Source organism: Vulcanococcus sp. DEBay_Sum22DG08_74 (assembly GCF_017852955.1).
In the GTDB taxonomy this organism is placed as follows: Bacteria; Cyanobacteriota; Cyanobacteriia; order PCC-6307; family Cyanobiaceae; genus Vulcanococcus.
The window spans coordinates 1-11,573 of record NZ_JAFMKL010000055.1 but is presented as its reverse complement, the minus strand read 5'-3'; the positions used below and the strand labels follow the sequence as shown (position 1 = coordinate 11,573).

At 66.7% G+C, this 11,573-nt stretch carries 13 protein-coding genes and 1 pseudogene; 9 read left to right on the top strand and 5 right to left on the bottom strand.

Annotated elements, in window-relative coordinates; all coding sequences use genetic code 11:
* Together QZ184_RS07380 and QZ184_RS07375 are read right to left on the bottom strand one after the other, a co-directional pair.
* A pseudogene (locus QZ184_RS07380) lies at window positions 1-433 on the bottom strand (hypothetical protein); the annotation flags it as partial.
* 98 nt (window positions 434-531) lie between these two features.
* A complete protein-coding gene (locus QZ184_RS07375; RefSeq protein WP_296418822.1) occupies window positions 532-1,074 on the bottom strand; it encodes a 4'-phosphopantetheinyl transferase superfamily protein in 543 nt (180 codons plus the stop codon).
* 130 nt (window positions 1,075-1,204) lie between these two features.
* Here QZ184_RS07375 and bcp point away from each other — a divergent pair, with 130 nt between their 5' ends.
* Window positions 1,205-1,672, top strand: a complete 468-nt coding sequence (gene bcp / locus QZ184_RS07370) for a thioredoxin-dependent thiol peroxidase (protein WP_010313098.1) — start codon at window positions 1,205-1,207, stop codon at window positions 1,670-1,672.
* On the opposite strand, the gene QZ184_RS07365 is transcribed toward bcp, so the two are convergent.
* Window positions 1,665-2,321 carry a type III pantothenate kinase gene (locus QZ184_RS07365; protein WP_296418818.1) on the bottom strand — a complete coding sequence of 219 codons (657 nt, stop codon included), beginning with the start codon at window positions 2,319-2,321 and terminating at the stop codon, window positions 1,665-1,667. The genes bcp and QZ184_RS07365 overlap by 8 nt on opposite strands.
* Complete coding sequence (locus QZ184_RS07360) at window positions 2,322-3,059, bottom strand: phosphoadenylyl-sulfate reductase (RefSeq protein ID WP_296418815.1); 738 nt, start codon at window positions 3,057-3,059, stop codon at window positions 2,322-2,324.
* 67 nt (window positions 3,060-3,126) lie between these two features.
* Between QZ184_RS07360 and QZ184_RS07355 the strand changes: the two genes are divergently transcribed.
* The 8 genes from QZ184_RS07355 to QZ184_RS07320 all read left to right on the top strand — a co-directional run bounded on the left by QZ184_RS07355 (window position 3,127) and on the right by QZ184_RS07320 (window position 11,078).
* Complete coding sequence (locus tag QZ184_RS07355; RefSeq protein ID WP_296418812.1) at window positions 3,127-4,311, top strand: FAD-dependent oxidoreductase; 1,185 nt, start codon at window positions 3,127-3,129, stop codon at window positions 4,309-4,311.
* Entirely contained in the window at window positions 4,308-4,961 is a 654-nt protein-coding gene (locus QZ184_RS07350; protein ID WP_296418810.1) for an HAD-IA family hydrolase, read from the top strand. The genes QZ184_RS07355 and QZ184_RS07350 overlap by 4 nt, the downstream gene beginning before the upstream one ends.
* Complete coding sequence (gene hflX, locus QZ184_RS07345; RefSeq protein WP_029625998.1) at window positions 4,958-6,574, top strand: GTPase HflX; 1,617 nt, start codon at window positions 4,958-4,960, stop codon at window positions 6,572-6,574. Before QZ184_RS07350 ends, hflX begins: the two co-directional genes overlap by 4 nt.
* A gap of 58 nt (window positions 6,575-6,632) precedes the next feature.
* Entirely contained in the window at window positions 6,633-7,268 is a 636-nt protein-coding gene (locus QZ184_RS07340) for a peroxiredoxin (RefSeq protein ID WP_010313112.1), read from the top strand.
* Between the two features lie 69 nt (window positions 7,269-7,337).
* Window positions 7,338-8,480, top strand: a complete 1,143-nt coding sequence (locus QZ184_RS07335; protein ID WP_296418806.1) for an anhydro-N-acetylmuramic acid kinase — start codon at window positions 7,338-7,340, stop codon at window positions 8,478-8,480.
* A 74-nt stretch (window positions 8,481-8,554) separates the two neighbouring features.
* Complete coding sequence (locus tag QZ184_RS07330) at window positions 8,555-8,788, top strand: hypothetical protein (RefSeq protein ID WP_029625999.1); 234 nt, start codon at window positions 8,555-8,557, stop codon at window positions 8,786-8,788.
* Window positions 8,789-9,029: 241 nt separating this feature from the next.
* Window positions 9,030-10,754, top strand: coding sequence for an ABC-F family ATP-binding cassette domain-containing protein (locus QZ184_RS07325; RefSeq protein ID WP_296418803.1), 1,725 nt, complete (start codon window positions 9,030-9,032; stop codon window positions 10,752-10,754).
* A 144-nt stretch (window positions 10,755-10,898) separates the two neighbouring features.
* A complete protein-coding gene (locus tag QZ184_RS07320; RefSeq protein WP_296418801.1) occupies window positions 10,899-11,078 on the top strand; it encodes a hypothetical protein in 180 nt (59 codons plus the stop codon).
* Between the two features lie 4 nt (window positions 11,079-11,082).
* Here the strand turns inward: QZ184_RS07320 and QZ184_RS07315 are convergent.
* Window positions 11,083-11,573: PDZ domain-containing protein (locus QZ184_RS07315; protein ID WP_296418798.1), on the bottom strand; the 491-nt coding region annotated here is incomplete at its 5' end.

Genomic DNA, 11,573 nt, shown 5'->3' with positions numbered 1-11,573 from the left:
GCAGGCTGTTCTGCTGGCTGTAGTAGGGGGTGTAGTTGTTCTCCTGAATGCTCTCTTTCAGGAACTGCTCACCCTTGGGGGAATACAGGAAGCGAGCCACAGCGGCCACATCCACGGAGTATTCCTGCTGAAGACCAGCCTGGAGCTGATCTTTGGACCAACCGGACAGGTCGGAGAGGTTGCGAGGAACGGGGTTGTCGATCACCTCGTTACCGCCCAGGGGCAGCAGGGTGTTGGAGCGAACGAAACCGTTGCTCACCGTCCGGGCGGTCTGGGTGGGAAGACCGGAAGGCTGGATGAAGGTCGGAGCGCCGAAGCCGACGCCGGACTGATCGGAGTTGATGGTGGTGGGGCCGTTCTGAGGGATGGCCTGCGCAGACAGGCCTGCCATCAGGAAACCAACGCCAGCCAAGGGAAGGAGTGCCTTGCGCATGGGTTTGCAGAGGAAGACATCCCCGGTATGGCGAGTCCCGTGGGACGCGACACGGCAACTCTGGTTTGTTTTAAGAATCGGCTGCGTAAAAAACAAACTCAGCCGCCCTCAGCCCACTGGGTATCGCCCGCGCCATCCCCCACCAGCGCGCAGAGCCAGCCGCCGGACTCCAGGCAAAGCGAGGGGGGCTTGAGGCCCCGTTGCAGGTGGATTAACTCCTGCTTGGTGTCATCCCAATACCAATGGCGCAACTCCTCCGCGATGGAGGACGCCATCCACTTAATCGCCGCCTCCTTGCGCACCCAACTGCGCAACACCTGCAGGCGACGCGCCTCCGCCGGCAGCGCCAGCAACGCCTGGTTCTCCTCAGGCGGGAAAAAACGCTGGGCCAACAGGTCCGCCTGCAGCACGCGGTCGCGGCGCTCCAGGTCCACCCCCACCGCCCAGGGGGACCAGGCCAGCAGGAGTTGCTCACCGCTATGGCTCAAGCTCACAAATCCCCAGCCCGCCTCCAGCCGCGGCGCCTCGCCAGGGGGGCTGCAGAGGGGAATGGACTCTGCAGAGACCGCAAACAAAGCAGCCAGGCGGGCGCGGAGCTGCTGGCGGCTGGAGCGATATCGGGGCTGGAGCGCAGCGGGCAAGGCCGCACACCACAGCTGCTCCTGGGGGGACAGGCCTGCAGCAGAGGGCTGCGCCAGCGGGCTGAGCCAGAGCTGGGGCGCCTGCGCTGGCAGTCCTTCTAGGCTCCCGCCAGTTGAACCCTCACCCCCCATGGCCCTGCAGGTCGGAGACGTCGCACCGGAATTCAGCCTGCCTGATCAAAGCGGCAACAGCGTCAGCCTCAGCAGCTTCCGGGGGCAGCGGGTGGTGATCTACTTCTATCCCAAGGACGACACTCCGGGCTGCACCAAGGAAGCCTGCAACTTCCGCGATCAGTGGGCCAGCTTTGAGAAACACGGCATCGCGGTGCTGGGGATCAGCAAGGACGGCGCCACCAGCCACAGCAAATTCATCAGCAAGTACGACCTGCCCTTCACCCTGCTCAGTGACGCTGAGCCCTGCCCCGTAGCCGCGAGCTACGGCAGCTACGGCCTCAAGAAATTCATGGGCCGCGAGTACATGGGCATGATGCGCCACACCTTTGTGGTGGATGCCGAAGGAAAGATCGAGAAGGCTTACCTCAAGGTGAAGGCGGCCTCGATGGCCGACGACATCCTTCAGGACCTCGGCCTCAGCTGAGCTGATCCAGGGCCTCCAGACACAGCTGAGGGGCCACAACCAACGGACTCGGGTTCAACCAGGGGGCCAGGCGCTGGGCGTCGCCGCCGGTCAGCCAAAGCGTGCAGCCGTCCTCCAGCTGCTCCATCGCCTGATTGACCGCACCGACCATGGCCTGCAGACAGCCCACCTCCATGGCAGCGGCGGTCTCCCTCGGCCAGGGCGGCAGGTTCTCGGCGTCGGGCTGGGTCAGCGGCAACTGCGCGGTTCCCTGATGCAGGCTGCGCAGCTGCAGCGCGAGGCCCGCGCTCAAACGGCCGCCAGCAAAGCGTCCCTGCTCATCCACCAGGGTGAGACTCAAGCTGGTGCCGGCATCGACCACCAGCACCGCTCCCTGCTGCTGCCGCCACGCCCACCAGCCCGCCAGGGCGCGATCAATGCCAAGCCAGGCGGGGGCTTCGGCCAGGGGAACCTGCTCCAGCCGCAAGCGCTGCGCCTCTGGCAAGGCCAAGGCAGCAGGGAGAGCACCCACCGCGGCCCAAGCCCGCAGTGGCGGCGCCGACCAAGCCGGGTCTGGATCCGGGGGCGGACTATCCCAGCAGCGCAGGCCCGAGGGCGAGCGCTCCGCCCAGTGCCATCGGCTGTTGCCCACCAGCAACAGCTCGGCCATTTAGATGCCCTCGCCGGCCATCCCGGGCAGGTGAATGCCGCATTCCTGCTTCAGACCGCCAAAGCGGGTGGCCCGTCCGCTGGTGCTGCCGTCATCGGGGGCACTGGAGTGCCAGTCGCCGACCGTCGAGTAGCCCTTATCGAACAGAGGGTGCTGGGGCAGGCCGTTCTCCTGCATGTAATAGAAGACGTCGCGGTTGTTCCAATCCAGCAAGGGGCGCAGGGCCCAGCGGCCACGGACCAGCTGGACGGGCTCCATCGCTTTGCGGTGGTCGGTCTGGCCGCCGCGGACACCACTGGCCCAGCAGGTGACCTTGAGGTCGTTGAGCGCCCGGTCCAGGGGCTCGACCTTGCGAATGCGGTGATAGGTCTCCAGGTCTTCCACCTGACCGGTTTCCCAAAGGCGGCCATGGAGAGCCTCCATGCGCGCTGGACTGACACCGGACTGGGCCACATGCAGCTTGAGGCCCAGGTGCTCCACCAGCATCTGGGAGTACTGATAGGTCTCCGGGGGCAGATACCCCGTGTCCACCCAGATCACCGGAACCGGGCGCTCCAACTGACTGACCAGGTGGAGCGAGACCGCAGCCTGAATGCCAAAGCTGGTGGTCAGGGCGAAGCCATCACCAAAGGTCTCCAACCCCCAACGCATGCGCTCAAGCGCACTCAACGACCGCAGCTGCTCACAGGCCTGCTGGGTGTCGAAGCTGGGCGCGGAAGGGTTGGCAGACGTGGTCATCGCACCATCTTCCAATGTGGGGGGAGATGGTTAGGGTTCGCCCTGGTCTTCTTCCCCACCGTCTGCCGTGCCCCCATCCGAGGTTGAGCCCGCAGCTGTTGTGGTGATCGGCGGTGGTTTCGGCGGACTCAACACCGCTCTGCAACTGGCGGCCTCCGGTGAGCACCCCTCGGTGCTGCTGCTGGAGCCCCGGGAGCACTTTCTGTTCTTACCCCTGCTCTACGAGCTGCTCAGTGGGGAGCTGAAACGCTGGGAAATTGCCCCCCGCTACCGGGAACTTCTGGCGGGCTCCGGTGTGGTCTGGATCCAAGAGCGGGCCAGCCGCATCGACCGCAGCCGCCGCACCATCACCACTGATCGCGGGCGCGAGCTGCCCTACAGCCAGGCCGTCATTGCCAGCGGGGGACAACTGGAGACCTATGGGATCCCGGGAGTGCGCGAGCACGCCATTGGATTTCGTGACCTGGAGGACGTCGAGCAGATCCAGGGCTGGATTGCGCGACTCAAAACCAAGCAGTCGCCGCTGCAGCGGATCGGGATCGTCGGCGCTGGAGCCAGCGGCGTTGAGCTGGCCTGCAAACTCGCGGATCTGCTGGAGGGCAGCGCCATCCTCGAGCTGGTGGAGCAAGGTCCAGAGCTGCTGCCCATCGCCAAGGCCTTCAACCGGGAGCAGGCCCGCAAGGCACTCCAACAACGGGACATCCGGCTGCGCCTGAATACCCGAGTGGCCAGCGTCGATGCCACCGGCCTGCAGCTGCAGCGGCTGGGGGATGGGACCAACAGCACCGAAGCCCTGCGCTGCGATGGGGTGATCTGGACCGCGGGCCTGGCCGCCAGCGTTCCGGAACTGCAGCCCCCGCTTCCCCTGGACCCGCGGGGCAGGCTGAAGTGCGCCCCCTCCCTTCAGGTGCAGGGCAGCGAAGACCTCTTTGTCCTGGGGGATGCCGCGGCCTGCCCGGACTCCTGCGGTGCGCTCTATCCCGCCAACGCCCAGGTGGCCTACCAACAGGCCAGCTGCATCGCCCGCAACCTGCAACGGCTTCGGCTTGGCGCCCCCCTGGAGGACTTCGCCTGGAACGACCTGGGGGAAATGATGGGCCTGGGGGTCGGCCAAGCCAGCCTGACCGGCATGGGAGTGACCCTGGCCGGCCCCGCCGCCTTTCAGCTGCGGCGCCTGGCCTACCTGGCGCGCATGCCCGGACTCCCCCAACAGCTCAAGGTGGCCGGCGGCTGGCTGGCGAACTGGCTATGAGCACACCCAGCGGCCTGTTGCTCGATGCCATGGGCACCCTGATTGGCCTGCGCCAGTCGGTCGGTGAGAGCTATGCCGCCGTGGCTGAGACCTTCGGCCTGACGATCGCCCCGGAGGCCATCAATGGCGTCTTTGCCGGTCTCTTTCGCCAGGCACCTGAGCTGGCCTTCCCTGGGCTCAGCGGTGAGGCACTGCTCGAGGCGGAAGAGCGCTGGTGGACCACCCTGGTCGCCCAGGTCTTCGCAGCCTGCGGCCACGAGGGTCCGCTGCCCGAAGGCTTTGGGACAACCCTGTTCCAGCACTTCGCCAAGGCTGACCCCTGGCTGGTCTACCCCGATGTGCGCGAGAACCTGCAGCGCTGGCAGCAGCGGGGGCTGAAGCTGGCGGTGGTCAGCAACTTCGATCAGCGCCTCCTGCCACTGCTCGAGGCCCTGGAGCTCAGTCCTTTGTTGGATGCCGTCGTCGTCTCCTCCGTGGTCGGAGCCGCCAAACCCAGTCCCCTGCCGCTGCAGGCTGCCCTGCAGCAACTGGAGCTCCCAGCCGAGCAGGTCTGGCACATCGGCGATAGCCCCGAGGACCAGGCCAGCGCCGCGGCCGCGGGGATCCGCTGCCTACTGATCAAGCGCGCGAAACCGAACGGCACCCCTTGAAGCAATCCGCGCTCATGGGCCGCACCGCCGGCTTGCGGCCCGCCCAGACCAGACGCCTCGAGCGGCTCAGCCACCGGCGTCATCCCGAGAGCGCCGGGGTGGACTGGATCAGTCTCCAGCGCCTGGCGGCCGAAAGCGCCGAGCTGGACCTGCCCCTGAGCCTGGTGCTGGATGAGCGGGGGCTCTGCCGCTTGCTCTGGGTGGGCCCCCTGGAGCAATCGGGCCGGCTGCTCGAGCGCCTGCCTGGCGGCCCCCGCAGGCAAGGCAATGCCCTGCGCCTGATCACCTGCGTGGGGCGGGCCAAACACCTCGAGCCCCAGGGCCATGAGGCCGTCGTCGGGCTCGATCTGCAGCCGGGGTTCTGGCTGCGTTTCGGCAACAGTCCCCAGGCCGGCGGCCGCTGGCCAGCCGCCGCCTTCAGCCCCAGCTCCGATCCCCACTGCCCCTGGCAGCCCCTGGAGCAGGACGACCTTGCGGTGCTCTGTGAGCTGGCGCCGCCCGAGCCCCAACAGACCACGCCGGCCCGGGCGCTGGCGGGCCAAGAGCAGGTGCTGCTGCTGGTGCTCAGCCCCAGCGATCCGGAGGATGCCCGACGTGAAATCGCCGAGCTCGAGGGACTGGTGCGCAGTGCCGGCGCCAAGCCCCTGGGGCTGGTGGTGCAGCGCCAGTCCAACCGCAACGGCCAGAACCTCTGGGGCGAAGGCAAGGTGCAGGAGGCGGCGCTGGAGGCCCGGCGTCTCGGCGCATCGCTGGTGGTGACCGATCGCGAACTCACCCCGGCCCAGGCCAGGACCCTGGAGGCCCGGCTCGAGCTGCCCGTCAGTGACCGCAGCGAGCTGATCCTCGACATCTTTGCCCAGAGGGCCGCCAGTTCCGCCGGCCGGCTGCAGGTGGAGCTGGCGCAGCTGCGTTACCGCCTGCCGCGGCTCGCGGGCCGGGGCCTCTCGCTCTCGCGGCAGGGGGGCGGGATCGGCACTCGAGGCCCAGGGGAAACGCAACTGGAGAAAGACCGCAGGGCCATCGCCCGCCGGATCGACAAGCTGCAGCGGGATGTGCAGAAGCTGCGGGAACACCGGGCTCGGCTGCGCAGCAACCGCCGCACCCAGCGCCGCCTCGCCCTGGTGGGATACACGAACGCCGGCAAAAGCTCCCTGTTGAACGCCCTCAGCAAAGCGCCGCAGCAGGAGGCGGTGCTGGCGGAAAACAAACTCTTCGCCACCCTCGATCCCACCACCCGCCGGATCGTGCAGCCCAACCCGGATGGGGGAGCCCCGGCGCACCTGCTCCTGACCGACACGGTGGGCTTTATCCGGGACCTACCGCCGCCGCTGGTGGAAGCCTTCCGCTCCACCCTCGAAGAAACCCTGGATGCCGATCGACTGCTGCTGGTGGTGGACCTCTCCGACCCCGGCTGGTGCGAGCAGCTCAGCACCGTCCACGCCATCCTCGATCAACTCGGCAGCGATGTCCCGCGGCAACTGATCGCCAATCAAATCGACCGCTGCCCCAAGGCCGCGATCGATCAGGCCAAAGCGCTGGACCCCCAGGTGCTGTTCGTCTCGGCCACCGGCGGGCTTGGGCTCGAGCACCTCAAGCGCAGCCTTTTCGCCTGAGGTCCGTCAGGCCCCGCTGCAGATATGCCACCATTTTTGCCTCCAACCGGCCACGGCCATGCCTCTGCAGCTCGGCGACACCGTTCCCGATTTCACCCAGGACTCCCAACTGGGTCCGATCAACCTCTACGACTTCGCTGGTGACAGCTGGGTTGTGCTGTTCTCCCACCCCGCGGACTACACCCCCGTCTGCACCACCGAGCTGGGCGAGGTGTCCCGGCTGCGCTCCGAGTGGGACAAGCGCAACGTCAAGACGATCGCCCTGAGCGTCGATTCCGCCGAGAGCCACAAGGGCTGGATCTGCGACATCAACGAGGTGCAGAAGACCACCGTTGACTATCCGATCCTGGCCGACGAAGACAAGAAGGTGAGCGATCTCTACGGGATGATCCATCCCAATTCGCTCAACAACCTGACGGTGCGCTCGGTGTTCATCATCGACCCCAACAAGAAGCTGCGCCTGCAGATCACCTACCCCGCCAGCACCGGCCGGAACTTCAACGAGATCCTGCGGGTGATCGACTCCCTGCAACTGACCGACCACCACCAGGTGGCCACCCCGGTCAACTGGACCGACGGTCAGGACTGCGTCGTGGTGCCCTCGATCCCCACCGACGAAGCCCGCAGCAAGTTCCCCAAGGGCGTGACCGAGATCAAGCCCTACCTGCGCATGACTCCGCAACCCAACAAGTGACAGTGAGTCGCTGAACCCTCGTCAGGGTCCTCGGCCCCCGGGAGAATTCCCGGGGGCTTTTGTCTGCGCATGCGGGTCTTGGGACTGATGAGCGGCACCAGCGCCGATGGCGTTGATGCGGTGCTCGCCAGCTTCAGCGGCCCCATCAGGCGGCCCCGCTGGCAGATCCACAGCCGTGCCTCCCTGCCCTACCCCGAAGCCCTGCGGGCTCAGATCGTGGCGGTCGGCCAAGGGCAACCCACCACCGCCGCGGAGCTGCTCGAGCTCGGTGAAGCGCTGACGGAGGTGCAGGCCCAGGCCGCCCTGGCCTGCGACCCCGAGGGCAGCGCCCAGAGGGTGGGCTGCCATGGCCAGACCCTCTGGCACCGCCCCCCCAGCGGCGAGCGCGCCGGCAACAGCTGGCAACTGCTGCACGCGCAACGCCTGGCCTGGCGGCTGAGGACGCCGGTGGTGTTTGACTTCCGCGCCGCCGACCTGGCCCTGGGCGGCCAGGGCGCACCGCTCGTGCCGGCGGCCGATGCCGCCTTGCTTCCCCCGATCGGCGGCTGGCGTGCCCTGCTGAACCTCGGGGGCATCGCCAACCTGACCCTGCTGCCGCCCCGCTCCGGCCCCGACCGCCAAGCAGCGGTGCTGGGTTGGGACTGCGGCCCCGCCAACAGCCTCTTGGACCTGGCGGTTCAACACTTCAGCCAGGGCGAGCGGAGCTTTGATGCCGGCGGTGCCTGGGCGGCGGAAGGCCAGGCCGATGAAGCCCTCATCACCCGTTGGCTGCAGGAGCCTTATTTCCAAAGCCAACCGCCCAAATCAACGGGCCGCGAGCTCTTTGGCGCAGCCGACCTCCAGCGGCGCCTGGAGCAGCTCAATCCGCTCCAGCCCGCTGACGCCCTGGCCACCTTGACGGCCTTCACGGCGGCGGTGGTCGCGCAGGACTTGCGGCAGGCCCCTCCGGCCCTGGAGCTGCTGGTGGCGGGGGGCGGGGCACGCAACGCCACCTTGATGCGGGAACTGCGCCGCCGCTGCCGCGGCCTTTGCCTGCGGCCCCTCGCTGAGCTGGGCATTGCCGACAGCGACCGGGAGGCCCTGGCCTTTGCCCTGCTGGCCTGGTGGCACGGCCTGGGCGCCAGCGGCTCGCTGACGTCGGTGACCGGGGCCTCGCAGCCCTCCGTTCTCGGGCTCTGCGCCGAGCCACCGGGGCTCAGGCACCACCCCTGAGATCAACTTCCGTCGCGAAGGATCGGCAAGAGCCGATGCGATTTATAGGGTGAGAGGGTCCGGCCGCAGAATCCATGAGTTCCGGCAATGCCCCCGCGCTCTATGAGCGCATCCGCAGCGATCAAGACCTCACCCAGGAGCTCTTCCGGCAAGCCCTGCAGGATCCCTCAGGCACCCTCAGCCGCATCTGTGAACTGGGGCAGAGCTGGGGACTCCCGGTGAGCCGCGACGACGTCAAAGCCCACTTGGCCAGCGTCGAAGACCCCGACACCAAGCAATGGCTGCTCAAGGCCCGCGGCGGACTCTGAACGGTTGCGCTGGGGCCGGCGGTCTTCCCCCATCCAACTGAAGAACAGCCAGTAGCTCACGATCGCGAGGCCGGCGGCCACCACCAGGGCCGCCACCTGCTCGAGTCGCTTCACCATGGCGGTCGATGCAGTCAGGAACCTCCAGTCTGCAGGGCTGATCGGCCTGCAATCGGCCGGAGGGAGATGATGTCGGTACGACCCAGGGCGTCAGCCCGAACCGGCGCCCTCTACCAATACCGCCTTGCTTCGCCTCGAACGCGTCTCCAAGATCTATCCCACGGGCGAGGTGCTCCGGGATGTCACCTGGGAGGTGAAAACCGGGGACCGCATTGGCCTGGTCGGCGTGAATGGCGCCGGCAAATCCACCCAGATGCGGATCATTTCTGGGCTGGAGGAACCCAGCAGCGGACAGGTGGTGAAGCAGGGGGAACCCCGCATCGTTTACCTGCAGCAGGAATTCGACGTTGACCCGTCGCGGACGGTTCGGCAGGAGTTGTTCCAGGCCTTCGGCGAAGCCGCCCAGGTGCTCAACCGCCAGCGTCAGGTGGAAGAGGAGATGGGCTCTGAGCAGGCCGCCAACGACCCCGACCACCTCGATGCCCTGATCCATGAACTGGGCCGGCTGCAAAGCCGCTTTGAGGGACTGCACGGCTACGAGCTCGACGCCCGCATCGACAAGCTGCTGCCGACCATCGGCTTCAGCCCCGAAGGAGCTGAGCAGCTGGTGGGGGATTACTCCGGGGGCTGGCAGATGCGCATCGCCCTGGGCAAGGTGCTGCTCCAGGAGCCCGATCTGCTGCTGCTGGACGAACCAACCAACCACCTGGATGTCGAGACCATCCAGTGGCTTGAGGACTATCTGATCGGCCAAACCTGCCCGCTGGTGGTGATCAGCCACGACCGAGCCTTCCTCGATCGGGTCTGCAACCAAATCGTCGAGACCGAACGCGGCGTCTCCCGCAGCTACCTGGGGAACTACAGCAACCACCTCGAGCAAAAGGCCCTCGAGCGCGAAGCCGGGCAAGCCGCCTTTGAGCGGCAACAGAAGGAACTCGCCACCCAACAGGCCTACATCGATCGATTCCGCGCCAGCGCCACGCGATCCACCCAGGCCAAGAGCCGCGAAAAGTTGCTGGACAAGGTGGAGCGGATTGAGGCACCGACTGAGAGCGTCAGCGGTCCTCGTTTCCAGTTCCCGCCCGCTCCGCGCAGCGGCCGTCTGATCGCCGAGATCAAGGACCTGAGCCACAGCTATGGCGAGCAGATTCTTTTCTTAGGGGCCAATCTCGAGATTGAACGGGGGGACCGGATTGCCTTTGTCGGACCCAATGGGGCCGGCAAGTCGACGCTGCTGCGCCTGGTCATGGGCATCGAGACGCCCGACGAGGGCTCAGCCGGGCTGGGGGAGCACAACGTGATCGCCAGCTACTTCGAGCAGAACCAAGCCGAGGCGCTCGACCTGAGCAAAACGGTGATCGACACGATGTTCGAAGCCGTTCCGGACTGGACCCAAACCCAGGTGCGCTCTCTGTTGGGCAGCTTCTGCTTCAGCAATGACGCGGTCTTCAAGGAGGTGGGCAAGCTCAGCGGAGGCGAGAAGGCTCGGCTGGCCCTGGCGTTGATGTTGCTGAGCCCCTGCAATCTGCTGGTGCTCGATGAGCCAACGAACCACCTGGACATCCCGGCCAAAGAGATGCTGGAAGGCGCTCTTCGGGACTACGAGGGGGCCGCTCTGGTGGTCAGCCACGACCGCTATTTCATCTCCCGCGTGGCCAACAAGATTGTCGAGATCCGCGACGGCGAATTAGTGGTCTACCGCGGTGATTATGCCTACTACCGCGAGAAGAAAGCCGAGGAGTCCGCAGCCGCCCAGGCCGCCCTCGAGGCCGCCGAACAGGAGGCCAAGCGCAAGGCCAAACGCGACAAACAGAAAGCGAAGGAAGCCGCCCGCAAATCCGCTGCCTGACTGGGATCAGGCCCAAGAAAGAGCAACTCAAGCGAAGAAATACCTAACGCATAAACTTCACAAAGCACTAGGCAGGATGACTCATTCTTCTAGGGGTTATTGAACGGTTGTGCATAGGCTGTTAAGGCCCATCGAGAGCCGGCCATGGACCCCCTGTTCAACGCAACTCCATCGGCTTTTCCTCGGGCCCACGCCACCTCCGGTGTCCCAACCCGAAGCGAGGGGGATCCGGTGAGCAGCTACTTCGAATGCATCACGGCCTGCTCGGTGGATGACGGCGAATGCGTGACCCAATGCGTTGAGGTGCTGCGCGAGCAGCAATGACGCCCTAGCGCTGCATCAAGGTCGAGAGCTCGACGGGGGTCACGCGGACCTCCAGACGCTGGCCATCTCGCTCCAGCTCCAGCAGCAGCGGCCGGCCCACGCCATGGCGACTGACCACCTGGATCAGGGCCGCCGGATCAGCCACGGGTTGCCCCGCCGCGGCCACCACCACATCGCCAGCGCGGACCCCAGCGCGAGCCGCTGGCCCGCCGGGCATCACGCTGCGGACCTTGGCCCCGGCAGAAGCGGCCCCAGAGCCATTGCGCACGGGCTCTAGGGCAACGCCCACCATCGCGTGGCTGACCTTGCCGCTGGTCACCAGCTGCTGGGCCACCGATCGGGCCTGATTGACAGGGATGGCGAAGCCAAGGCCCGCCCCAGGGCCGGAGCGCACCAAGGTGTTGATGCCAATGACCTCCCCGTCGGCGTTGAGCAAGGGCCCACCGGAATTCCCGGGATTAATCGCCGCGTCGGTCTGAATCAGCTGCAACCGCT

Coding starts and splice junctions, on each gene's coding strand:
- QZ184_RS07360 (WP_296418815.1), bottom strand. CDS start 3,059: ATGACCACGTCTGCCAACCCTTCCGCGCCCAGCTTCGACACCCAGCAG.
- QZ184_RS07320 (WP_296418801.1), top strand. CDS start 10,899: ATGGACCCCCTGTTCAACGCAACTCCATCGGCTTTTCCTCGGGCCCAC.
- bcp (WP_010313098.1), top strand. CDS start 1,205: ATGGCCCTGCAGGTCGGAGACGTCGCACCGGAATTCAGCCTGCCTGAT.
- QZ184_RS07365 (WP_296418818.1), bottom strand. CDS start 2,321: ATGGCCGAGCTGTTGCTGGTGGGCAACAGCCGATGGCACTGGGCGGAG.
- QZ184_RS07340 (WP_010313112.1), top strand. CDS start 6,633: ATGCCTCTGCAGCTCGGCGACACCGTTCCCGATTTCACCCAGGACTCC.
- QZ184_RS07330 (WP_029625999.1), top strand. CDS start 8,555: ATGAGTTCCGGCAATGCCCCCGCGCTCTATGAGCGCATCCGCAGCGAT.
- QZ184_RS07335 (WP_296418806.1), top strand. CDS start 7,338: ATGCGGGTCTTGGGACTGATGAGCGGCACCAGCGCCGATGGCGTTGAT.
- QZ184_RS07350 (WP_296418810.1), top strand. CDS start 4,308: ATGAGCACACCCAGCGGCCTGTTGCTCGATGCCATGGGCACCCTGATT.